This is a genomic window from Pelobacter propionicus DSM 2379, assembly GCF_000015045.1.
GTDB lineage: Bacteria > Desulfobacterota > Desulfuromonadia > Geobacterales > Pseudopelobacteraceae > Pseudopelobacter > Pseudopelobacter propionicus.
In genome coordinates, this window is record NC_008609.1 from 3,791,412 (window position 1) to 3,813,508 (window position 22,097).

Annotated in this window: 26 protein-coding genes; all 26 read left to right on the plus strand. The window is 53.0% G+C overall.

What is annotated here, in order from left to right:
* Window positions 1-17 precede the first annotated feature (17 nt).
* Window positions 18-1,337, plus strand: a complete 1,320-nt coding sequence (locus tag PPRO_RS17055; RefSeq protein ID WP_011737238.1) for a FliI/YscN family ATPase — start codon at window positions 18-20, stop codon at window positions 1,335-1,337.
* A gap of 26 nt (window positions 1,338-1,363) precedes the next feature.
* Window positions 1,364-1,816: a flagellar export protein FliJ gene (gene fliJ / locus PPRO_RS17060; RefSeq protein ID WP_041532399.1), complete on the plus strand. Its 453-nt coding sequence runs from the start codon at window positions 1,364-1,366 to the stop codon at window positions 1,814-1,816.
* Complete coding sequence (locus tag PPRO_RS17065; RefSeq protein ID WP_011737240.1) at window positions 1,816-2,355, plus strand: MotE family protein; 540 nt, start codon at window positions 1,816-1,818, stop codon at window positions 2,353-2,355. Before fliJ ends, PPRO_RS17065 begins: the two co-directional genes overlap by 1 nt.
* Before the next feature lie 135 nt (window positions 2,356-2,490).
* Window positions 2,491-4,203: a flagellar hook-length control protein FliK gene (locus PPRO_RS17070; RefSeq protein ID WP_011737241.1), complete on the plus strand. Its 1,713-nt coding sequence runs from the start codon at window positions 2,491-2,493 to the stop codon at window positions 4,201-4,203.
* A gap of 18 nt (window positions 4,204-4,221) precedes the next feature.
* Window positions 4,222-4,884, plus strand: coding sequence for a flagellar hook assembly protein FlgD (locus PPRO_RS17075; RefSeq protein ID WP_011737242.1), 663 nt, complete (start codon window positions 4,222-4,224; stop codon window positions 4,882-4,884).
* A 3-nt stretch (window positions 4,885-4,887) separates the two neighbouring features.
* A complete protein-coding gene (locus PPRO_RS17080; RefSeq protein ID WP_011737243.1) occupies window positions 4,888-5,274 on the plus strand; it encodes a TIGR02530 family flagellar biosynthesis protein in 387 nt (128 codons plus the stop codon).
* A gap of 103 nt (window positions 5,275-5,377) precedes the next feature.
* Window positions 5,378-6,157 carry a flagellar hook-basal body protein gene (locus tag PPRO_RS17085; RefSeq protein WP_011737244.1) on the plus strand — a complete coding sequence of 260 codons (780 nt, stop codon included), beginning with the start codon at window positions 5,378-5,380 and terminating at the stop codon, window positions 6,155-6,157.
* Window positions 6,158-6,311: 154 nt separating this feature from the next.
* Entirely contained in the window at window positions 6,312-6,845 is a 534-nt protein-coding gene (locus tag PPRO_RS17090; RefSeq protein WP_011737245.1) for a flagellar basal body-associated FliL family protein, read from the plus strand.
* An 18-nt stretch (window positions 6,846-6,863) separates the two neighbouring features.
* Entirely contained in the window at window positions 6,864-7,841 is a 978-nt protein-coding gene (gene fliM / locus PPRO_RS17095) for a flagellar motor switch protein FliM (protein WP_011737246.1), read from the plus strand.
* Window positions 7,834-8,133 (plus strand): flagellar motor switch protein FliN, encoded by a 300-nt coding sequence (gene fliN / locus PPRO_RS17100; protein ID WP_011737247.1) that lies wholly within the window; start codon window positions 7,834-7,836, stop codon window positions 8,131-8,133. Before fliM ends, fliN begins: the two co-directional genes overlap by 8 nt.
* On the plus strand, window positions 8,130-8,555 hold the full coding sequence (locus PPRO_RS17105; RefSeq protein ID WP_011737248.1) for a FliO/MopB family protein: 426 nt from the start codon (window positions 8,130-8,132) through the stop codon (window positions 8,553-8,555). Before fliN ends, PPRO_RS17105 begins: the two co-directional genes overlap by 4 nt.
* Window position 8,556: 1 nt before the next feature.
* The gene (gene fliP / locus PPRO_RS17110; protein WP_011737249.1) at window positions 8,557-9,330 is read left to right on the plus strand and encodes a flagellar type III secretion system pore protein FliP; all 774 of its coding nucleotides are present in this window, start codon (window positions 8,557-8,559) and stop codon (window positions 9,328-9,330) included.
* Window positions 9,331-9,393: 63 nt separating this feature from the next.
* A complete protein-coding gene (gene fliQ, locus PPRO_RS17115) occupies window positions 9,394-9,663 on the plus strand; it encodes a flagellar biosynthesis protein FliQ (RefSeq protein WP_011737250.1) in 270 nt (89 codons plus the stop codon).
* A gap of 4 nt (window positions 9,664-9,667) precedes the next feature.
* Window positions 9,668-10,462 (plus strand): flagellar biosynthetic protein FliR, encoded by a 795-nt coding sequence (gene fliR / locus PPRO_RS17120; protein WP_011737251.1) that lies wholly within the window; start codon window positions 9,668-9,670, stop codon window positions 10,460-10,462.
* 3 nt (window positions 10,463-10,465) lie between these two features.
* Complete coding sequence (gene flhB, locus PPRO_RS17125; protein WP_041532401.1) at window positions 10,466-11,536, plus strand: flagellar biosynthesis protein FlhB; 1,071 nt, start codon at window positions 10,466-10,468, stop codon at window positions 11,534-11,536.
* A 261-nt stretch (window positions 11,537-11,797) separates the two neighbouring features.
* Window positions 11,798-13,885, plus strand: coding sequence for a flagellar biosynthesis protein FlhA (gene flhA / locus PPRO_RS17130; protein ID WP_011737253.1), 2,088 nt, complete (start codon window positions 11,798-11,800; stop codon window positions 13,883-13,885).
* Window positions 13,875-15,215: a flagellar biosynthesis protein FlhF gene (gene flhF / locus PPRO_RS17135; RefSeq protein WP_011737254.1), complete on the plus strand. Its 1,341-nt coding sequence runs from the start codon at window positions 13,875-13,877 to the stop codon at window positions 15,213-15,215. The genes flhA and flhF overlap by 11 nt, the downstream gene beginning before the upstream one ends.
* A complete protein-coding gene (locus PPRO_RS17140) occupies window positions 15,208-16,134 on the plus strand; it encodes a MinD/ParA family protein (protein WP_011737255.1) in 927 nt (308 codons plus the stop codon). The genes flhF and PPRO_RS17140 overlap by 8 nt, the downstream gene beginning before the upstream one ends.
* Window positions 16,135-16,136: 2 nt before the next feature.
* On the plus strand, window positions 16,137-16,889 hold the full coding sequence (locus PPRO_RS17145) for a FliA/WhiG family RNA polymerase sigma factor (RefSeq protein WP_011737256.1): 753 nt from the start codon (window positions 16,137-16,139) through the stop codon (window positions 16,887-16,889).
* Between the two features lie 91 nt (window positions 16,890-16,980).
* The gene (gene flgF / locus PPRO_RS17150) at window positions 16,981-17,718 is read left to right on the plus strand and encodes a flagellar basal-body rod protein FlgF (protein ID WP_011737257.1); all 738 of its coding nucleotides are present in this window, start codon (window positions 16,981-16,983) and stop codon (window positions 17,716-17,718) included.
* 47 nt (window positions 17,719-17,765) lie between these two features.
* Window positions 17,766-18,554: a flagellar basal-body rod protein FlgG gene (gene flgG, locus PPRO_RS17155; RefSeq protein ID WP_011737258.1), complete on the plus strand. Its 789-nt coding sequence runs from the start codon at window positions 17,766-17,768 to the stop codon at window positions 18,552-18,554.
* Between the two features lie 67 nt (window positions 18,555-18,621).
* On the plus strand, window positions 18,622-19,281 hold the full coding sequence (flgA, locus tag PPRO_RS17160) for a flagellar basal body P-ring formation chaperone FlgA (protein WP_157040131.1): 660 nt from the start codon (window positions 18,622-18,624) through the stop codon (window positions 19,279-19,281).
* 49 nt (window positions 19,282-19,330) lie between these two features.
* Window positions 19,331-20,008 (plus strand): flagellar basal body L-ring protein FlgH, encoded by a 678-nt coding sequence (locus tag PPRO_RS17165; RefSeq protein WP_011737260.1) that lies wholly within the window; start codon window positions 19,331-19,333, stop codon window positions 20,006-20,008.
* Between the two features lie 48 nt (window positions 20,009-20,056).
* The gene (locus PPRO_RS17170; RefSeq protein WP_011737261.1) at window positions 20,057-21,151 is read left to right on the plus strand and encodes a flagellar basal body P-ring protein FlgI; all 1,095 of its coding nucleotides are present in this window, start codon (window positions 20,057-20,059) and stop codon (window positions 21,149-21,151) included.
* A 54-nt stretch (window positions 21,152-21,205) separates the two neighbouring features.
* The gene (locus tag PPRO_RS17175) at window positions 21,206-21,577 is read left to right on the plus strand and encodes a rod-binding protein (protein WP_011737262.1); all 372 of its coding nucleotides are present in this window, start codon (window positions 21,206-21,208) and stop codon (window positions 21,575-21,577) included.
* A 3-nt stretch (window positions 21,578-21,580) separates the two neighbouring features.
* Window positions 21,581-22,096, plus strand: coding sequence for a flagellar protein FlgN (locus PPRO_RS17180; protein ID WP_011737263.1), 516 nt, complete (start codon window positions 21,581-21,583; stop codon window positions 22,094-22,096).
* Window position 22,097: the final 1 nt, after the last annotated feature.

Sequence of the window (22,097 nt, forward strand, 5' to 3'; positions counted from 1 at the left end):
CCACGGGAGAGCATGTTGTGCCCAAGTCATCCATTGATCTGGCAAAATACCGCTTTGCCGTGGAAAATGCGACCCCGATCAGATTGAATGGCAAGGTTACCCAGGTGGTGGGACTCGTTATCGAGGGGTATTGTCCCGACACATCCGTCGGGGCTATTTGCGAGATTCGTCCACAGGTGGGTGAACCGATCCCGGCCGAGGTAGTTGGTTTCCGCAACAACAAGACATTGCTGATGCCATTGGGGGAACTGAGGGGAGTCGGGCTGGACAGCCTCATCTCCATCAGGAGAGAACAGGCTTCCATGGGAGTTGGTCCGCTCATGCTGGGGCGAGTCATCGATGGGCTTGGTAATCCGATCGATGATAGAGGTCCCCTGCACGTGGAGGAGGAGTATCCGATTTACGCGACGCCGGTCAATCCCATGACACGGCCTCCCATTCGCAAACCACTGGATCTGGGCATCAGGAGCATAAACGGGTTGCTGACCTGCGGTCAAGGGCAGCGTGTCGGAATTATGGCTGGTTCAGGTGTCGGTAAGTCGACACTGCTGGGCATGATTGCACGCTATACCGAGGCGGATGTGAACGTGATCGCCCTTATCGGTGAACGGGGACGAGAATTACGCGAGTTCATCGAGAAGGATCTTCAGGAGATTGGCCTCAAGAAATCCGTTGTCGTGGTGGCCACCTCTGATCAACCTCCACTGGTACGTATGCGTGGCGCCTACATCGCCACAACCATTGCCGAATACTTTCAGAAACAGGGCAAGAAAGTGCTGCTCATGATGGACTCCGTGACACGGTTTGCCATGGCCATGCGCGAAGTTGGACTTGCCATCGGTGAGCCACCTACCACCAAAGGGTACACACCGTCGGTATTCGCTGCCTTGCCGAAGCTACTCGAACGCGCCGGAAATTTTACCGATGGCAGCATTACCGGTCTGTATACGGTTCTTGTGGAGGGTGATGACTTTAACGAACCGATTTCCGATGCCGTGCGGAGTATCCTTGACGGGCACATCGTTTTGACCCGCAACCTGGCTTCCCGCAACATCTACCCACCCATCGATATTCTGGCTAGTGCCAGCAGGGTCATGAACGATGTGACCGTTACCGATCACCAGGAACTGGTCGGCAAGTTCAAGGAGGCGATGGCCACATACCGTCAGTCCGAAGACCTCATCAATATCGGTGCGTACAAATCAGGCAGCAACCCAGGCATAGATTATGCAATATCAAAAATGGATGGAATGACAGCATACCTGAAACAGGCTGTGCGAGACCCGGCTAATCTTCAAGAATCCGTTGAGAGCTTGAAAGCTCTTTTTCAGGATTAATCTGTCTGCCGTAAAGAAAGGGGTTGATGTTCGTGGCGACGGCTAAGCAGTTCGAACTGGAACAGGTACTCAAATATCGCCTGGATGTGGAACGCCTCAGGAAGCAGGAGTTCGCCACCGCAAAGCAGGGCTTTGATCATGCCCATGAACGACTAAAACGAGAAGAAGCACAGACTCAGAGCATCTCTCAGGAGTTTTTTATTCGGCAGAGCGAGTTGGGTTCCATTGAGGAAATTCGCAGATATGCGGATTTTTTTGCGCGCAAGCGTGAAGAAATCAAGACTCATAAAAAGCATGTCGATCATCTGGGGCACATCCTGAGCGAACGGCGCGCCACCCTATTGGACGCGACCAAAGACAAGAAGGTTCTGGAATCACTCAAAGAAAAGAAAGCTACCGAGTTCAAGCTGGAAATGGACAGGAAAGAACAGTCATTCATGGACGAGATCGCAGTGCAAAAAAAAGATGAGAGGGCCTGATGGTTCGCCCATTGCTCGTGATCATTGCCATCCTGTGTTCCTGCCTTCTTCCTTCAGCGTCTCCCTACAGACAGATCATGGCGGCAACGGAAGAGGGAGTTGATCCGAAGAAAGGGGGGGGGACAGACCAGCCATTGAGTGCGTCCCGTGCCGCTCGTGAGGAAAAAGCAATCCAGGATGCCCGCCGCCAACAACTGGCGGAACGGGAAGCAGCCTTGGCCGCCAAGGAACAGGAGTTAAAGAAACTGGGTACCCGGCTCGAGTTACAGATCAAATCGCTGGATGAGTCCAAGAAGCGATTGGACGATTCAGTGAAGGTTAAAAAGCTGCTGCAGGATGAAAAACAGAAAAAGATGATCGCTGTTTTCAAGAAGATGCGACCTGAACAGGCTGGACAATTGATGGACAAACTCGAAGAGGATAAGGCTATCTTTTTGCTCAACCAAATGGATACCAAAACAGTATCAAAACTGGTTCCTTACTTGAAACAACCCAGAGTTGTCAAATGGATCACGGAAAACCTGAAAGGCATGCCTTAGCGGCCTTTACGCGAATATGTTTTGAGCGGTCGCAGCCCAATCAAAACCACAAGTTTTTTTCAGTTTTTGTATTTTATGGACAGCATGCTCTGTCCACGTCCATAAAAAATACTTAGGAAAGGAGGTGAGACTATTATGAATGAAGGACAGATGATCATGCGGTTGCCGCTTGGCGCGTCGCCTGCTTCTCCCATGGCAGCCTTCTCAAAAGGCGTGCCGGCACCTGTAGGAGGAGCAAATGAATCCGATTTTTCAGGTGTTTTGCGGGGCTCGTTACCTGACACCAGCAACGAATTACCCCAGAGTCATGCTGGCTTAACAGCTGTATCACCAGAACCACCGGAAACAGCAGGTATAGATCTTTTCATGCTTCAGGTCGATTCCTTGTCTGCCGCAATGGCAACGCTGTCGGCCAAGGAAACAGAAGGAGGTCCGGCGACCTCTTCAGCCCTGCGGGACGACGCGGAACCTCTCAAGCCCACGGAACAACAGCAGGAACTCAACCCACAGAATGTGGCACTTTCCGCGGCTGCGCTCCAGATGGTTGCAGTACAGCAGAGCAACGGCAGAATGCCGGAATCAGCGACGACCAGTACGTCTGCGGAAAACGTAGCAGTACAGACCACCAGAACCGCGGAAACATATCAAGCATTACAGAGCCTGTCGTTAACGGACGGGGGAACTTCTGCAGCGCCAACCAATGACCTACAACAGAATAACGTGGCGCCGGCACTGCAACCAGCGCCTCAACAGCCAATGACGCATCCATCAACAAGCACGCCAGTCCCCCTAAGAACCACAGATCAGCCGGCGCTTCACAACAGCTCGTACGAAGGCCTGATTTCTCTGGCAGATGAAGCCGTAGTGCCAGAGACCGAGTCGAACATGGCAGTGACATCGGTGCAGACGCCCTCAGCTGTCGTTTCGCGACAATCTGAAGCGACATACAGCAGAGGCTTGGTACAACCGGTTCTGGATGCCTATCTCCAGCCATCGCCCACCTCATCCAGAAACAGTGGCGTGAATTCCATCGCGGAAACCCAAACCATGGAGGAAACAGGTACAGAGACTGTACAGACAGTCCTGATGCGACGAACGCCGGCAGCAGTTCTGCACCCTGTAGTTCCGCAAGCACAAGAAGACGTGGCATCATCACAAACGGACTTAGCCGAGGCAGTTGATGGTACGGCTTCCCGTAACGAAACTGTAGCGCGAGCGGCACTGACGAAAACAACGTCGTCAGAATCCGGAGCATCAACCGGTGAAGAGGGCAGTAGTACGTTTCGCCAACAGCTAGAGATGCATCCGCATGTGACGCAGATAAAAACCGAGCAGACGCACGCAACAGCCGACTCAAGCGACACTTCAGGCAATGCAACGATCCATACGGATGTGATGGATCAGGTTACGGGCCAGATCAGGGAACACCTGGCAGGTCGCGACATCAAGGGGGGAGCAGAGCAGATCGTTATTCGCCTCTCTCCAGACAACCTAGGTGAACTGAAATTGAACCTGCGGATGGAAAACCAGTGCCTGAAGATAGAGATCGTAGCGGAAAACAGCATGGTACGCGACACCCTGATAAAGCACTCCGACACGCTTAAGGAGTCGCTTGCCAACCAGAACATCACAATGGAAACATTCGATGTTTCGACGGGAAGCAACAGGAATGGGGCGCCATCCTATGGCCAGGGCCAGACAGACTGGCAGGGACTGGCACGGCAGCGCCAACAACAGGCCGCCTTGCACTCTTCGGGAGGCTATCACCAGAGCGACACACCAGTTTTCCCGAACAAAGCGGTGTATCTGGCATCAGAGGAACATTCGATGCTTGATGTTCATTTCTAGAAAGGACGGTGAATTCGTATGATCACAAGTATAACATCGGCAACCGACTCCACCACGACTTCCGCCGCGATCAAGTCGTCCCTGGGCATGGATTCCAGCGATTTTTTACAACTGTTCATCGCACAGATGCAATACCAGGACCCTCTGGCGCCTACGGATGCCACGGCCATGATGAACCAGCTCTCACAACTATCGCTGGTTGAACAATCGTATAACCAGACGACTGCACTAAGCAACCTCTTGGCGGCACAGAACAACTCCTTAAGCATGGGATCAGTTTCATTCATCGGTAAAACAGTCAAGGCCAACGGAGATGACATCGTCTTTGACGGCACTTCATCCCCATCCCTGCAGTATAACCTGTCATCAGCTTCAGCCGCGACAACACTCACCATCTCCGATTCTTCGGGCGAGAGTGTCAGAACTGTGTCCCTCGGTGCGCAATCAACGGGAGATAACAGCTATACTTGGGACGGTTGCGATAACAGCGGAAACAAACTTTCCGCCGGCGCGTACACCTTTTCCGTTTCGGCAAAAACCGGCAGTGGAGCTTCTGTGACGGCAAAAACCTACACGACGGGAGTTATTGACGGTGTCAACCTTACAAGCACGACCCCGTACCTCTCCATAGGGACGGTCTCTGTTCCGTTGACGGACGTGCTCAACGTCAGTGGGGCATAGACTATGGTTGACTCTATTTTTTTCCCGAATCCGGTTCAACCGGGCAAGACCGACCGCACACAACTATCCAAGAGCAACGGATCGGATAGGGTCACCGGTCAGTCATTCGCATCGATCCTTGATTCCAAGGATCCCCAAGGGGTTAAGTTTTCGCAGCACGCCCAGGACCGTCTCAGGGCGCGCAACATTACCCTGTCGGCCAATGATCTCGCCAATCTGGAAGGCGCCGTTAACAGCGTAGCCCAGAAGGGTGGCAAAGAATCACTGGTCATGATGGGGGATGCTGCATTGGTGGTGAGCGTCAAGAACCGTACCGTGGTGACAGCCATGGACCGGACACAGATGAAGGGTAACGTGTTTACCAACATCGACTCAGCAGTTATCATCTAACATCAGGACAAAACAGGGCTGGACCTCCCTGAGGAAGCCCGCGAAGCGCCGATCGATTGACGCGCTTCACTAACAACTCAAAGAAGTATCAGGAGGCAAGACCATGAGTCTCACATCAGCAATGCTGACCGGTGTAACCGGTCTTCTGGCCAACGCGGAAGACATCAACGTTATCGGCAATAACCTTGCCAACGTCAACACCGTTGGTTTCAAGGGCAGCCGTACGCTGTTTTCCGATCTGCTGTCCACTAACATTGGTAACGACTCCCAGATCGGTCGCGGCACGCAGATTCAAAAGGTTGACAATATCATCAGCCAGAGTTCATTTGATACGACGGAAATCACCTCTGACCTGGCAATCCAGGGATCGTCTTTTTTCCTGCTTGAATCTACTACCGGTTCACGATACGTAACCAGGGCCGGAGCGTTTCGAATGAATGAAGATGGGTATCTCGTAAATCCCGACGGTTATTTCGTCCTTGACGAAGCTGGGGCCAGAATACTACTGGACCCCGCCGGTACCACCATAACGAGCATAGATTCTGAAGGTGAAATCACCTATGTCGATTCTGCCAATGCTACACAAACCTATGGCACCAAAATTGGCGTAGCAACGATTCCGAACGTCGGAGCTCTGCAAAAGGCAGGCGGCACCCTCTATGATGTGGCTGCCTCGGTTGCGGCTGGCAGCGGGGCAATCACCCCTTCAGCTGCTGACGGCGTTGTCAACAAGATCTATTCCAACTCTCTGGAGGCAAGCAATGTGGACATGGCATCCCAGTTTGTCAGGTTGATCCAGACTCAGCAGGCGTATACCGCCAATTCCAAGACTATTACCACGGCGGATGAGATGACCGATGTGGTTTTGAACCTGATCCGTTAATCCGACCATATACTGTCCGTATAAGGCCTCCGGTGCTCTCGATGCCCCGGAGGCCTTCATTCTCAATGTTTAATTGATTGCAAAAACGAAAAAATCGTTTTAAATAGTAACAAGCCAATTCATTGATTTTATTACTCAACCATGGAGGACCCACATGGCCAAGGACGAGCAGGAATCCGCGGAAGTTGAAGGTGGCAGCAACAAGAAAAAGATGTTCATCATTATCGGCGCTGCCGTGGCCGCGGTCGTTATCCTTGGTGTCGTGGCGTTCATGCTGATGGGTAAGGGTGGCAGCGACGAGAAAGGCAAGGAAGGCGAGGCCAAGACCGAGGCCAAGGCCGAGGGAGGACATGGGGGGGAGACAACCGCGGGAAAAGAAGGGGCCGCGGCGGCCAACATTTATCCCCTGGAGCCGTTCATCGTCAATATCTACGATGGACAGGAACTGCGATATCTGAAGGTAAAGGTTGAAATGGAAATGGCCGGTTCGACCAAGGGCGATTTGGACGCTCGACTGGCCCCGATGCGAGACACCATACTGGTTCTGCTGAGCTCGAAGACTTTGCAAGATCTCCAGGATCTTCAGGGCAAGAACCAGCTCAAGGATGAAATTCTGGTGTCGGTGAACAAGATTATTACGCCTGCCAGGATAACCAAGGTCTATTTTACCGACTTTGTCGTCCAGTAGGGTATCTTGCGAACCGGAATGGAAAAAATTCTTTCAAAAGCCGAAATTGAAGCACTTCTCAATGCCGTGTTCGAAGGTCGTATTGAGCCTGAGAGAGAACTGGCCAAAGCCGAGGGGAGCGTAGTCACCTATGACCTCTTCAACACCGAGGCCCATAAGGGCTTTGTCCCCAATCTCGACATCATATATGACAGCTTCATCCGCTATAACCGAGTCAGCCTCTCCAATCGACTGCGCAAGGTTGTTGAAATTAAAAAAATCGGCGCCCGCTCCTATAAGTTCGACGATTTTATTCAAACGCTTCCCTCTCCGGTTTGCATGGCTATTTTCAAGATCGAGCCTCTCAAGGGAGCTGCTCTGATCTCCTTTGACAGTACGCTTGTGCTTTCGCTTGTGGACAGTCTTCTGGGAGGTACCGGCACAAGCAAGGTCTCCATGGCAAACCGTATGTTTACCTCCATAGAACTGCGTCTGGTGGAGAAGATCGTTGCGGACATTCTGCAGGATCTGGAAAAGGCCTGGGCGCCGCTCTATGCTACACACATGAACCTGCTGCGCATGGAGATGAACCCTCGCCTAATCAATATCGTCCCGCCTGAATACCAGATCGTGACCATGTCGCTCAAGATTCAGATCGAAGACATATCGGGTAATATGGTCTTTGCCGTCCCCTACATGACAATTGAGCCGATTCGTGACAAGCTCAAAGCGGGGATGCAGTTTGATCTTATGGCTATCGACCCTCAGTGGTCTTCCCGCCTGTCATCCGGTCTCATGGAGGCTCCGCTTGAGATTGTCGTCGAGATGGGTAATGCCAATATAACACTCGGTGAGCTTCTTGATCTAGCAGCCGGAGATACGATCATGCTCGATAAACCCTGTTCCAGTGAGTTGCTCGTAAAAGTGGAAGGGACAACTAAGTATTTTGCCATTCCCGGCATTCGTCATGGAAACAGGGCGATACAAATAACTGCGATAGGGGGCAGTGGTGAGTGATAAGCCTGAATCAAACGAGACGGAAATAGACAGAAAGAACCTCGACTTCATTCTTGACATCCCCCTTCAGGTCACTGTTGAACTGGGAAGAACTAAGTTACTGGTCAAGGACATACTGCAGTTGAATCAGGGGGCTGTTGTTGAACTCACCAAGCTTGCCGGCGAACCGCTGGACATCTTTGTAAACTCTAAGCTGGTTGCCCGTGGCGAGGCAGTGGTAGTAAACGAAAAATTTGGTGTGCGCCTGGTCGACATCGTCAGCCCCAACGAGCGGGTGGAGAAGATTTTGTGAAAAGAGCGGTCATCGCGCTGCTCCTCACCCTTCCCTCATATGCCTGTGCCGCTGGAGTTCCCGGCCAGGAGTACAGCTTTCTCTCCAGTTTTATTCAAATGTTAGCGGCTCTATCCATCGTGATCGGGCTGATTCTGATAACCAGACATTTTTCCGAAAAACTGCTGAAAGGTGCAGATGCCAATAGATGTGCTTCGAGGCACATTCGCCTGGTGGAGACACGCGCCATTGCGCCCAAAAAGGCACTTGTTCTCATAGAGGTTGGGGGCGAATATCTCCTGCTGGCCAGTACGGAAAGCGGACTGAGCCTGCTGAAGCAGGTAGAGGTTTTTGAAGAAATTGAGGTTCTTGAGGATGACGGTCGTAGGCGGCCGGAGTTGTTCGGACTATTTCGCAAAAGCGTGGAAAAACGGAGAAACTGATATGTTACCGGGCCTGTCCGTTTCCAGGTGGATACACATTCTAACGCTTTCCCTGCTATCCTTGGCATTGGCGTCAGGTCTGGCTTACGCGGAACCGGCAACACTCCCCTCCCTATCCATCGGTGTAGGAACGGCCACCAAGCCGGGGGAATTTACCACAACGATCCAGATTTTTTTCCTGCTCACCATCCTTTCGCTTGCTCCCGGATTATTAATCATGACCACGGCGTTTACCCGTATCGTGGTGGTATTATCCTTTTTACGCACAGCCATGGGAACACAGGGGGCTCCATCAAATCAGGTTATCCTGGGTCTTTCCATGTTTTTAACCTTCTTTATCATGAGTCCGGTATGGCAGCAGATCAACAACGAGGCATACCAACCCTGGAAGGCGCAACAGATATCCCAGACAATCGCCATTGATCGGGCGATTATGCCGGTGAGACGTTTCATGCTTTCCCAGACCAGAGAGAAGGATCTGGCACTGTTTGTAAGCCTCTCCAATCTACCTCGTCCAAAAAACGCAAATGATATTCCTACATTAACCATTATTCCCGCATTCATGATATCCGAACTCCGCACCGCTTTTCAGATCGGGTTTCTTATCTATATTCCCTTTATCGTGGTCGACATGGTAGTTGCGTCGGTGCTCATGTCCATGGGTATGATGATGCTCCCGCCAGTCATGATTTCGCTTCCATTCAAGATTCTTCTGTTTGTTCTTGTGGATGGCTGGGGGCTGGTAATAAGCTCCCTGGTCAAGAGTTTTGGATAATTCGCGCATTCTGGCTGCGTTTGAAATGCAGCCGCTGGCGACGAGCCGATCCGAGGTTATGCCATGACACCCGAACTGGTAATCCAGCTAGCCCGACGCAGTTTTGAGGCGACTCTCCTCTTATCAGCCCCCCTGCTGATCTTTAGTTTGGCGGTCGGCCTTCTCATCAGCATTTTTCAGGCGGTAACCTCTATCAACGAGGCCACCCTGGCGTTTGCCCCCAAAATCGTTGCCGTGATGGTTGCCATGGTCATCTTTTTTCCCTGGATGATGACCTATATGTGCGACTTCACCCGCGAAATCTATTCCTTCATCTCCATCATGAGGCGCTGACCCCATGTTTCCTCTGCTCCCCTTCCCTTCCCAGCGGGAGATCATTCTCTTTGCGCTCGTGCTTGGCAGGATGGCGGGGATGTTCAGCGCGTTACCGGTATTCGGCGGCAAGCGACTGCCGCTGCAGATCAGGGTCGTCGCCGTGATGGCGATGAGCCTGATCTGTTTTCCCCTTTTGAACGTGAATGCACCCAATATACCCGACGACACTATCTCCCTGGCGTTGCTGGCGCTTCGTGAAGTCATGATTGGCATTACCCTCTCCTTTGTGACCCAGATCATCTTCTCAGCAGTTGAATTCAGCGGGCAAATCATAGGCATGCAAATGGGATTCACCATGGCGGCGATAATGGACCCGACCCACGGCACCCAGAGCCAGGTCATGTCGGTAATGCAAAGTCTTCTGGCCACGCTGATGTTTCTCTGCATGAGCATTCACCACCTGTTCATTCGGGCCATTGTTGACAGCTTTCACATAATTCCCCTTGGCGTCTGGCATCTCAACGGAGAAATAATAACCTTCCTCACCAGGGCAACCGCTGATGTTTTCGTTCTCGGTGTTCGACTGGCAGCTCCGGTAATGGTTGCACTGCTGCTCACCAGCGTGACGCTCGGCATCATGGCTCGCTCTTTCCCCCAGATGAATGTCTTCATGATCAGCTTTCCACTCAATATCGGAATTGGATTTATCATTCTTGGTGCGACACTGCCTATGTTCTTCCATGTTCTCGAGGTGTCGTTCGGTTCCGTCAAGGAGCAGATTGATACAATATTCCGATTAATGGCAAAGGGGGGATGATTCCTGAGCCAGGACGCAGACAAGCATTCCAAAACAGAGCAACCCACTGCAAAAAAACTCGAGAAATCGCGGGAAAAGGGTTCCCCGCCCACCAGTATCATGATGACCTCCACCTTTACCCTGATGGTTGGCATGATCTGTCTGTACGTATTCGGCAGCTTCATGATGAGCAGCATTGAAAGGCAAAGCGAAGAGATCCTGGAAGGGGTGGGCAGCTTCGAACTGACCGAGGGGAATGTATATCTGCTTGTCCTGAAGCTGTTCTTTCTCATACTGGTTGTGCTTGCTCCCCTGGTTGTAACGGTCATGCTGACCTCGATTGCCTCCCATGTGATTCAGGATGGAGGAAGGTTCGAATTCCAGTGGCAACGCGTGACATTTGACATTACCAAGCTAAACCCCCTCAACGGATTCAAGCGGCTGTTCAACAAAACCGCCCTTGTCGAGATCCTGAAATCCTTTCTCAAATTAGTGGTAATCGGCTGGATCGCTTATCGTGTGCTCAAAGACGAGGTCCAGAATATCGCCCTGCTGGCAGATGCGGACATGGTTGGCATACTTGCCTACATGGGGCGCGTTGCATTCAAGATAGTTGTGCACACATGTGGAATCATGCTCATTATTTCCATTCTCGACCTGATGTACGTCAAATGGAACTATCTTGACGGGCTCAAAATGACCAAACAGGAGGTCAAGGATGAGCACAAGGAACAGGAAAATCCCGAGATAAAGGGACAGATCAAGAAAATGCAGTATCAGGCAGCCAAACGACGCATGACTAAAATCATCCCCACGGCCGACGTTGTCATCACCAACCCGACCCACTATGCCATTGCGCTAAAATATGACCGCCAGCGAATGATTGCTCCCGTGGTGGTGGCCAAGGGGGTAGATATCATGGCCCAGGCAATCAAGAAAATCGCGCAGGAGAGCAGCGTCACGCTTGTGGAAAACCGTTTCTTGGCACGGGAACTTTATGACCAGGTCGAGGAAAATGAGGCCATCCCCGAAACACTCTATGCTGCCGTTGCGGAAGTGTTGGCGTATGTGTATCGCCTCAAGGGGAAGACCTGAGTAGGAACCCTGGTCGCCAAAAGGCATATAACGTGAAAACAATAGGCATGCCTCCCCACGGGTCAAAGCATTGACAGAATTCAATTCATTGACAGCTTCTTCTGTCGGACCTCCCTGCTGAAGTACTACCTCGAACCGCAAACAGCATGAAGGTGGCACACTTGGGGAGGCTCCCTGCTACGTTTTACGACAAGGCAAGCGGCACAATTATTGCGTATCAGCTAAAAACATCAGATCAACATTTTTGGAATGGGAACATCAATGTCAAACAGTACCGTCAAAGCAATAGAATCGAGCGGATTTCGGAAGAATTCCGACATCTATGTGGCTATTGCCCTGATCGGTGTTCTGTCGCTGATGATCATCCCGCTCCCCTCCTTTCTGCTGGATGTTTTTCTGGCAGCCAACATCACCATTGCCCTCTGCATCCTGCTGGTCTGCCTCTATACCACCCACCCGCTGGATTTTTCCGTTTTCCCTTCGGTTCTGCTGGTCACGACACTCTTTCGCCTGGCGCTGAATATCGCCTCCACACGCCTGATCCTCTTGCACGGAAGTGAGGGTGTAGAGGCGGCCGGAGCGGTCATCAAAGCGTTTGGTCAGTTTGTCGTCGGCGGCAACTATGTTGTCGGAGCCGTTATTTTTCTGATTCTGGTAATCATAAATTTTGTGGTTATCACGAAGGGTGCCGGACGGGTTGCCGAGGTTACCGCCCGTTTTACGCTGGATGCCATGCCGGGCAAACAGATGGCCATCGATGCCGATCTTTCGGCCGGCCTGATCACCGAGAAGGACGCCAGGTCACGCCGCCTCAAGATCTCCCGGGAGGCCGACTTCTACGGCTCCATGGACGGCGCCAGCAAGTTTGTGCGCGGCGACGCCATTGCCGGCATCCTTATCGTCATGGTCAATATCTTCGGCGGCCTGATCATCGGAATCTTTCAGCAGGGGATGCCGATTCAGGACGCCCTCACCAACTATACCCTGCTGACCATCGGAGAGGGCCTGGTTGCCCAAATTCCCGCATTGATTATCTCCACAGCTGCGGGCATCATCGTAACCCGCTCTGCCGACGAGGACAATTTTGGTAATGAAATAACAGGGCAGTTCCTGAACTACCCCAAGGCCTTCTATGTTTCCTCAGGGGTACTGTTTCTGTTTGCGCTGATTCCCGGTCTGCCTCACTTTGCCTTTTTGCTGCTTTCGGGAACAACGTATCTGGCCGGCAAAATGGCTCGCGAGAAGACGCAGGTCATAGAGGAGATGGCTGCCTTGCCAGCAACTGCTGAGGGCGAGGAGGGTATTGATCAGGCATCGGTCATTCGCCCCCTGGACGTGCTGGAACTTGAAGTCGGCTATGGCCTTGTACCCATGGTTGACGCCTCCCAGGATGGTGAGCTCTTGGAACGCATTCGCTCCATCCGGCGTCAGTACGCCCAGAAACTTGGGTTTGTGGTGCCTCCCATCCATATCCATGACAATCTGCAGCTCAAGCCGTACGAGTATAACCTGCTTATCCGCGGCGCACGGGTTGGCGGCAGCGAACTTACCGGCCAGTATCTGGCAATGGACTCCGGGGCTGTTACCGGCTCTATCGAAGGGGTCAGCACAACTGAACCGGTTTTCGGGCTTCCCTCGGTCTGGATCAGCTCCGAAGGGCGTGATGACGCTCAGTTCAAAGGGTATACCGTTGTTGACAGCACAACGGTGGTGGCTACACATATCAGCGAAATCGTGAAACGACATGCCCATGAGCTTGTTGGACGCCAGGAGCTGCAACAATTGCTGGACAACCTTGCGGTTACGGCTCCCAAAGTCGTGGACGAACTCATCCCCAACCAGCTTAACCTGGGCACGGTGCTGCGTGTGGTCAAGAACCTGCTGAAGGAGGGCGTTTCGATCCGAGATATGCGCACCATACTGGAGACACTGGCTGACTATGCTACGCTGACCAAGGATCCCGACGTGCTGAGCGAGTTCGTTCGCCAAGGTTTGGGCCGCTTCATTGTCGATCAGTACAAACTTGACGACAACATGCTCTGCCTGGTTACCCTGAACAGGGATGTGGAGGACATCATCGCCGAGGCGATCCAACCTTCGGATCAGGGTGGTTTTCTGGCCATAGAGCCCAATACCGCCCAGATGATAATAACCGCGATCCGCTCCATGGCGGACCGTTTTGGTCCCAGCGGTGCACAACCGGTACTGCTGGCTTCCCCGTCCATCCGCAGACACGTAAGAAAACTGATCGAACGCTTTGTCCCACACATGGCGGTTCTCTCCCACAACGAGATTCCACAGAATATAAAAATTCAATCACTAGGGGTGGTAACCATAAATGCTGGTTAAGACCTTTCAAGCTCCAAGCATGGCAGAGGCTCTGCGTAAGGTTAAGGCGGAACTTGGCTCCGATGCCATGATTCTTTCGACCAAACAGGAAAAGACCGGCGGTTTTTTAGGTTTTTTCCGCAAAAACGTCTACAAGGTGACTGCGGCCGTCGACCCGGCCCACAAAGCCGCTCCGCTCGCCCCGCCTGCGATGTCCGCCGCCTTTCGCGAGCAACCGCAGAGGCAGCGGACTGCCAAGGAAGATCTGGAAAATTCGATGCTTGCTCCACTGGCCCGCGAGCTGAGGGAGCTGCGCGAAAAAGTAGAAGTACTGTCTCGGGGCAAGGAAACGACAAAGAACGAGGAACCAGCGGAGACTGTTTCCCAACCGGACTCCCTCGAAAGTGGCTTAAACATTCAGAATATTCCGCGGGGCGATCTGGAGGAGATCAAGAAGCTGTTACTCAACACCCTTGCCAGGAACCAGGAAGGGGACGTCAAGACGGTTCAGTGGCCTGCCGTGCCGGATGGAGCCGGGACGGAAAAACCGTCCGGCACTGACTCTTCAACCAATGCCTCTCCACTGGCCCAGGAGTTGAGCCGGAGCGGCATATCCAGTGATCTGGTTGAGACGATCCTTGACGCCCTCGACAAACTACCAAGTGGGGGAGGAAATCAGGCGCTCAAGAGCCGCCTTAGTGAGGTGTTCGGGCGCTTGATTCGCTTTGCCGGCACCCTGAAGGTACGCAAGAACGCTCCCCGTATCATCGCACTGGTGGGTCCCACCGGAGTGGGCAAGACCACCACAACCGCAAAACTTGCCGCCATGCATGCATTCAATCGTGGCAACAAGGTTGCGTTGATTACGATGGATATTTTCAGGGTCGGAGCTATTGAGCAACTGAAGACCTATTCACGCATCATGGGCATTCCCATAGAAGTGGCTTCTACGCCAAAAGAACTTGAAAGTGCGGTGGAGAAGCATGCCGACTGCGACCTGATATTTATCGATACGGCGGGGAGAAGCCACAAGGACACGGAAAAGCTGAACGAGATGAAACAGTTTTTCGCGGACAAGATCCCGATGGAAGTTTTCCTCTGCCTGTCGGCTACGACCAAGGATCGGGAGCTGACTGAAATTCTGAACTGTTTCAGCATTTTTCAAATCAGCAAGGTCGTATTCACTAAAATCGATGAGAGCGAGAGCTTTGGCAACATGATCAATGTGCTGATGAAAGGCAATCTGCAGGTAGCTTATTTCACGACAGGACAACGGGTTCCTGAAGACATAGAAGTGGCAACTCCATCCAAGCTGGCTGACATGATCCTGAGAGGGGCGACAAATGAGTGAGGTCACCGTAAAAGGCGATCAGGCTGAAACCTTGCGGGAGATGGCGCGGTCGGCCACCAAAGTCCAAGGGGTTGATTCCTCTCAGGGACCGTCAGTTGCCGACCAGCACGGACTTCGCGTCATATCGGTAACGAGCGGCAAAGGAGGAGTGGGCAAGAGTAATGTCGTCTCCAATCTTGCGATCGCCCTGTCAACACAGGGAAAAAAGGTACTGATCCTTGATGCCGACCTCGGGTTGGGAAACCTGGATGTGCTATTGGGACTCTCGCCACCCTACAATCTGAACGACGTCCTGAATGGCGAGAAGAGCATCTCGGAGATAATTGTGGACGGGCCCGCAGGCATCAAGATTATACCCGCCGGATCCGGCGTTCAGGAGTTCACCAGTCTGGGTCAGCATGAGAAGCTCAAGCTTCTGGACGAACTGGATATGCTGGAGGAAAAGTTCGACATCATGATTGTGGATACCGAGGCAGGGATATCCGAGAATGTGACCTATTTTTCCGTGGCGGCCCAGGAGATCATTGTCGTGGTTACACCCGAACCGACCTCCATCACCGATGTCTACGCCCTGATCAAACTGCTGGCCACTCGCTATTCCGAGCATCACTTCAAGGTCCTCGTCAACATGGCCAAAGACAGTGAGGACGCCCTGGAAGTTTTTCGCAAACTGGCCAACGTGGCTGGCCGCTTTCTCGATATTTCCCTCGACTATCTAGGGTGTGTGATTAAGGATGAAAAGGTGGTCGAGGCGGTTAAAAGGCAAAAAGCGGTTTCTGAACTGTTTCCCGACTCCGAGGCAGCCGCCTGTTTCACTACATTGGCCAAGCGGGTTATCGAATCAACGCGCCACAAGCGCCTCAAGGGTAATATTCAGTTTTTCTTCCGTCGCTTTCTTGACAATCCCACTGGCACCTGATCATGTCTTCCACCACTAAGGCATTCAACGACACCGACGAAACTGCCCCCCTCACCCGTGAGGAATTGATCGTAAAGCATATGCCCATGGCCCGCTACCTGGTGGCCAGGATTTCTCCTCAACTGCCGCCCCATCTCGATCAACAGGACCTGATGAGTGCGGCAATGATTGGCCTGATACATGCTGCGGACCGATTCGATCCAAATCGGGGGGTTCTGTTCAAGACATTCGCCGAGCAACACATTCGGGGCACGATTATCGACGAATTACGCTCATATGATGTGCTCAGCCGCACGATGCGCGACAAGTACAAGCGCCTGAGCCGGCAACTGGTGAGTCTTGAGCATCAACTGGGACGCAATCCCACCAGCGAAGAGGTGGCTGAATCATTGGGAATCGGACTCGAGGAATACTATGAACTGCTGGACGACGTTCACGCCTACTCATTTATCAGTATTGACGACAGCTGGGATGATGATGAGGGCAATAGCCTCTGTCTCGGTGATGTGCTGTGCGAGAGCGAAGCAAAAAGCCCCCAGCAGCAGGTCATGACGATGCAGCTTGCCGAGGAGCTGGGAAAGGCAATTGATGCTTTGCCGGAAAAAGACCGTCTGGTTGTGACCCTCTACTACAAAGAGGATCTCAGGCTAAAGGAGATCGGCGAGGCCATGGGATTGACCGAATCACGCATTTCCCAGATTCTCAGTCAGGCCATGGTCAGATTGAGGAGCAAGTTGAAGCTGCACAAGAACTAGCATCTGGTGTGGTCACCGCTGACACAGCACCACCCGAAACTCAGACGGCACAACAAATGCATATATTTGTTAAGCCCAAAGGAGACAGATAATGAACAGCGGCATGTATGCGGCACTGTCTGGCAGTATTGCGGCAATGAAGCGAATGGACACCATCAGCAACAACTTGGCCAATGTCAATACTCCCGGATTCAAAAAGGACAAGATGCTCTTCGAGAGCATGCTGGCCGGCACCTCCAATCCTCCGGCCGTACCGCAGAGCAGCACGGCTGATCCGATCATGCAGAAGGAAAGCGTGTATATCGACTACGGGGTTGGTTCCGCTAGCCAGACCGGCAATCCCCTTGATTTCGCAATTGACGGGGACGGTTTCTTTGTCATCCAGACACCACAAGGACGGGCTTACACACGCCAGGGCAATTTCCGGTTGTCTGTCGATGGAACCCTGGTCACCGCCGACGGGTTTCCGGTCCTGGGTCAAGATGACGTCATCCGTATTCAGGGCGGGCAGGTGGATGTGAATTCCAGGGGAGAAGTAACGGTTGATGGAACGCCCACGGGAACCATGATCAGTATTGTGGATTTTCCAAAACCGTACAATCTGACCAAGGTCTCCAGCGCGCAGTTTGTTCCCGCCAACCCTCAGGCGACACCCCAGGCAGCGACCGGCAGCATCAGGCAGGGCCAGCTGGAGGGGTCAAATGTGGACACAATTACCGAGATGGTGCAGATGATCGAAACAACACGTTATTTTGATGCCTGTCAGCGAGTCATCAAGGGTTTTGACGATATGGTCGGAAAAGCCGCCAACGATTTAGGCAAGCTGTAAGCCGCCAATTTCACATACCAACACGAGAAGAGAAAAGGAGTTGACATATGATGCGCGCACTTTGGACGGCTGCGTCGGGTATGCAGGCACAACAGAAGAACATTGACGTTGTGGCGCACAACCTTGCCAACGTCAATACTACCGGTTTCAAGAGAAGCAGGGCCGACTTTGAGGATCTTATCTACCAGAACCAGAGGTCAACCGGGTCTCCCGCAACCAACACCACACAGGTTCCTACCGGTATCCAGATCGGCCTGGGAACGCGTTTGGCTTCGGTCTCCAAATTATTCACCACCGGCGATTTCAGCCAGACCGGCAATGAACTGGATATCGCCATCGAAGGGGACGGTTTTTTCCAGATCCAGATGCCCGATGGTACAACCGCCTATTCCAGGGCAGGTGCGTTCAAGAAGGATGACCAAGGGCGTATCGTAACTCCGAATGGGGACCCGCTTCTGCCGGAGATCGTAATTCCCAACAACACCACCAAGATTGACATCGGTAGTGATGGAACGGTCTCCGCGACCCAGTCCGGTCAGACAACCCCCACCACCGTCGGTACGATCCAACTGGCACTCTTCGCAAACCCGGCCGGCCTCTTCAGCATGGGCAAAAACCTGTACAAGGAAACGGATTCCTCGGGAACTCCCACAACCGGCACTCCCGGACAAGATGGCCTGGGCACCGTTGCCCAGGGAATGCTTGAGATGAGCAACGTCAGTGTGGCGGAAGAAATGGTCAATATGATCATAGGCCAGCGTGCCTATGAGGCTAATTCCAAGGCGGTGCAGGCTGCGGACGAGATGCTGCAGACCGCCAACAACCTGAGACGTTAAGCACAGGCATATGATGCGAAGTACCTTGCTGATCATAATTGCGATGGTGCTGTTGCCTTCTGTGGCAATGGCCGAGCCATCGCGTATTCCTGCAGGCCGTGCGGCGGAAGTCCAGCGGGCGGTGCTGTCCTATGTGCAACAGAGGACAGCCGACATCGGTTGCGAGACCCGTATCAAACGGTTGACCATCTCCGGCAATCCCTCGTTTCCAGCCGGTACGCTGGATTACGAGGTCGTTGCCCCCCAGCAGTGGGAGGGATGGGGAAGGGCGGGCATCAGTGTTGTCGTCCGCAAAGGGACTCGGGTTGTCGGCAATCTTACGGTGTGGGTCGAGGTTGAGGCGCTTGTGGACATGGTGGTGACGGTGCGCCAAATCAATCATGGCAGTGTCATAACCACAGCTGATCTTGCCCTGCGAAAACAGGACATTGCGGCTGTTCAGGGACGCTACCTGGCAAGAACCGAAGATGCGGTTGGGAAAAAGGCGCGCGTAACCTTGAGACCCAATGCCGCGATCAGGAGTGACCAGCTTGAGAAGGTCCCGTTGATCAGAGCGGGCCAACTGGTCACCATTATTGCGGAAAATGAACGCATGCGCATCACGGCAACCGGCAAGTCCAAAAGTGCAGGCGCCGAGGGAGACACGATCACTGTCCAGAACCTGGGCTCTCTCAAGGAACTGCCGGCCAGGGTTCTGGACAGCACTACTGTACTGATCGTGTTTTAACGTCGTTTGCCGTTTGTTGGATTCAGCTTTATCCGATGAGGTCGGAACCATGAAATGTACAGCATCTACAATACTGCTGGCAACTGCGTTGCTCTCGGGATGCGTAACGCAAACCGCCGATGTGAGAACAACGACCTTTGACCAGCAGCTTCCACGGCCCCAGGCCGACTACTCAAGAGGTTCCATCTGGCAGGCAAGCTCCGCCGGACTGGTGGAGGATCTCAAGGCGCGGCGAAAGGGCGATATCATCACCATCGTGATTACGGAGACGGCCAACGCCTCCAAGGAAGCCAAGACCGATACCTCGCGAGACACCACGATCAATGCGGGCATCCCCAATTTTCTGGGGCTTGAAAATGCCGGTTTCCTCAAGAACAATATGGATCTGAGTAAACTGATCAACGCCAATGTCGCTTCCGAGTATGAAGGCTCCGGCTCCACGTCCCGTAAGGAGACCCTCAATGCCACCATTTCAGCCAAGGTGATCGATGTGCTTCCCAACAGCAATCTGCTAATCGAGGGACGTCGAAATGTCAAGGTTAACAATGAGGACCAGATCATCATTATCGAGGGCACGGTCAGGCCGTCCGATATCGGCCCTGACAATGTGGTCAACTCCATCTATATTGCCGACGCCAGGATAAGCTATTCCGGCAAGGGGATCATCTCCGATCGTCAGAGCCCGGGCTGGCTGATGAATATCGTAGACAAGCTGTGGCCGTTTTAAGAATGGCGCCATCCTTCGCTTGATGGTGGCATACAAGGGTATACAAACATGAAATCATTCATCGCAGCCTGTTGCATGCTTCTTCTGCTGACAACCGCTGCCCATGCGGTCCGCATCAAGGATTTGGCATCTTTTGAAGGAGTGCGTGAGAACCAGTTGGTGGGATATGGCCTCGTGGTGGGGTTGAACGGCACCGGTGACAGCGATCAGGCCCGTCTGCAACTACAATCCGTGGCTACCATGCTTGAGCGGATGGGGTCAACCATAAGTGCCAGCCAGATCAAGCTCAAAAACGTGGCCGCCGTCATGGTAACGGCGACCCTGCCCCCCTTTGCCAAGCAGGGAAATCAGATGGATGTCACGGTATCTTCGCTGGGAGATTCCAAGAGCATCGCCGGCGGGACACTGATCATGACTCCTCTCAAAGGCGCCGATAATCAGGTCTACGCCGTGGCCCAGGGATCCGTACTCACCAACTCATTCGCCTTCGGCGGTCAGGCAGCCACTGCCCAAAAAAACCACCCCACGGCAGGCCGGATTCCCAGCGGCGCCTTGGTGGAACGAGAATTGCCCAATACGTTGGCGGGCAAGTCGCAGTTGCGTTTGAATCTGGCTCAGGCAGACTTTACAACGGCATCCCGAGTCGCCTCCGCTGTCAACGGAAAGTTCGGCGCCGGAGTCGCAACAACAGGTGATCCTGGTGCAGTAATCATCCAAATACCAGGTAATTACACATCAAGGGTTATCGATTTTGTAGCGGCTGTCGAGACTCTCGACGTTCTTCCCGACACCGTTGCCAAGGTTGTGCTGAATGAACGAACTGGCACCATCGTCATGGGAGAACGGGTGCGGATTTCCACCGTAGCAGTGTCCCACGGCAATCTGTCGCTGGTGATCAAGGAGACGCTGCAGGTCTCCCAACCGGCTCCTCTCAGTTCGAGAGGTGAAACCCAGGTAGTGCCCCGAACCCAGGTGAAGGTGGAGGAGGAGGCGCGCCGCCTGATGCTTCTTCAACAGGGCGCCACCATAGGTGACGTGGTCAGGGCTCTTAACACTCTGGGGGTAACTCCCCGCGACTTGATAGGCATTCTCCAGGCAATCAAGGCTGCCGGTGCGCTTCAGGCCGAACTGGTAATTATCTAACTGGTCCATTATCACTCAAGAAAACGTTCAATCAGGCGATAAGAAGAACTACTCATGGACATCATAAATTCAGTCAACCTCCCCATAACAGGAGACAATGCCGCGGAAAAAGCCCGGCAGTTGCAACGCCAGGCAGCGGCCGCGACCGGTCTCAGCGACAGACAGAGGCAGCAAGCAAAGAAGATTTCCCAGGATTTCGAGGGTGTCTTTATCGGCATGATGCTAAAGGCCATGCACGATACGGTGGGGCAGGACAAACTCACCGGTGGTGGTCACGGAGAAGACGTCTTCCGTTCCCTGCTCGATCAGGAATATGTGGCAGCCGCTGTCAAACGAGGCGGATTTGGACTGGCGAAATACATAGAAAAAGAGATCATTCAGCAGGAGAGCCAAAGGGTACCCCCCGGAATAGATCGGCAGGAATAGAGAATGGAGTCGCTGGAGATTGATTTTATGGTACTGAAAAAAATGATGACAGCGGTAACAGCCCAAGCGGCTCTTCTGGACGAACTGCTGGAATTACTCGGACGGGAAACCACCGAACTGAGTGCTGTGAACATAGCCGCGATGACGCAAACAAATCAGGCAAAAGAAGCGCTGCTCAAAAAGATTTCTGAAAATGCCCAGGTCATGCAGCAGGCAATCGCAGACATGGCCACGGGGGAGGATTTGGCTCCAGATTCGCCATTCGGTGTTGTTGCCGAGCACCTGTCAAAAAAGGGACTTACCGAACCGCTCATCTGGCAGGCGAGACTAAAGAGCACTGCCGAAAAGATTCGCCAAGTCGCCACAACGAACCACGGCATAGCAGAGCGATTCTCGTCTACGATCGCAACCTCGCTCAATCTTGTAACGCGAATCATCAACCAGTCCAACGTGTACGGCGCCACCGGCGGATACAAGAAGAGCACTACCGGTGCGGTTATGATCAACAGGGAGGCATGAC

Bases quoted from the DNA above. Each gene is read 5' to 3' on its own strand.
- fliJ (WP_041532399.1), top strand. From the start codon at position 1,364: ATGTTCGTGGCGACGGCTAAGCAGTTCGAACTGGAACAGGTACTCAAA.
- PPRO_RS17065 (WP_011737240.1), top strand. From the start codon at position 1,816: ATGGTTCGCCCATTGCTCGTGATCATTGCCATCCTGTGTTCCTGCCTT.
- PPRO_RS17070 (WP_011737241.1), top strand. From the start codon at position 2,491: ATGAATGAAGGACAGATGATCATGCGGTTGCCGCTTGGCGCGTCGCCT.
- PPRO_RS17075 (WP_011737242.1), top strand. From the start codon at position 4,222: ATGATCACAAGTATAACATCGGCAACCGACTCCACCACGACTTCCGCC.
- PPRO_RS17080 (WP_011737243.1), top strand. From the start codon at position 4,888: ATGGTTGACTCTATTTTTTTCCCGAATCCGGTTCAACCGGGCAAGACC.
- PPRO_RS17085 (WP_011737244.1), top strand. From the start codon at position 5,378: ATGAGTCTCACATCAGCAATGCTGACCGGTGTAACCGGTCTTCTGGCC.
- PPRO_RS17090 (WP_011737245.1), top strand. From the start codon at position 6,312: ATGGCCAAGGACGAGCAGGAATCCGCGGAAGTTGAAGGTGGCAGCAAC.
- fliM (WP_011737246.1), top strand. From the start codon at position 6,864: ATGGAAAAAATTCTTTCAAAAGCCGAAATTGAAGCACTTCTCAATGCC.
- fliP (WP_011737249.1), top strand. From the start codon at position 8,557: ATGTTACCGGGCCTGTCCGTTTCCAGGTGGATACACATTCTAACGCTT.
- fliQ (WP_011737250.1), top strand. From the start codon at position 9,394: ATGACACCCGAACTGGTAATCCAGCTAGCCCGACGCAGTTTTGAGGCG.
- fliR (WP_011737251.1), top strand. From the start codon at position 9,668: ATGTTTCCTCTGCTCCCCTTCCCTTCCCAGCGGGAGATCATTCTCTTT.
- flhA (WP_011737253.1), top strand. From the start codon at position 11,798: ATGTCAAACAGTACCGTCAAAGCAATAGAATCGAGCGGATTTCGGAAG.
- flhF (WP_011737254.1), top strand. From the start codon at position 13,875: ATGCTGGTTAAGACCTTTCAAGCTCCAAGCATGGCAGAGGCTCTGCGT.
- PPRO_RS17140 (WP_011737255.1), top strand. From the start codon at position 15,208: ATGAGTGAGGTCACCGTAAAAGGCGATCAGGCTGAAACCTTGCGGGAG.
- PPRO_RS17145 (WP_011737256.1), top strand. From the start codon at position 16,137: ATGTCTTCCACCACTAAGGCATTCAACGACACCGACGAAACTGCCCCC.
- flgF (WP_011737257.1), top strand. From the start codon at position 16,981: ATGAACAGCGGCATGTATGCGGCACTGTCTGGCAGTATTGCGGCAATG.
- flgG (WP_011737258.1), top strand. From the start codon at position 17,766: ATGATGCGCGCACTTTGGACGGCTGCGTCGGGTATGCAGGCACAACAG.
- flgA (WP_157040131.1), top strand. From the start codon at position 18,622: ATGGCCGAGCCATCGCGTATTCCTGCAGGCCGTGCGGCGGAAGTCCAG.
- PPRO_RS17165 (WP_011737260.1), top strand. From the start codon at position 19,331: ATGAAATGTACAGCATCTACAATACTGCTGGCAACTGCGTTGCTCTCG.
- PPRO_RS17170 (WP_011737261.1), top strand. From the start codon at position 20,057: ATGAAATCATTCATCGCAGCCTGTTGCATGCTTCTTCTGCTGACAACC.
- PPRO_RS17175 (WP_011737262.1), top strand. From the start codon at position 21,206: ATGGACATCATAAATTCAGTCAACCTCCCCATAACAGGAGACAATGCC.
- PPRO_RS17180 (WP_011737263.1), top strand. From the start codon at position 21,581: ATGGAGTCGCTGGAGATTGATTTTATGGTACTGAAAAAAATGATGACA.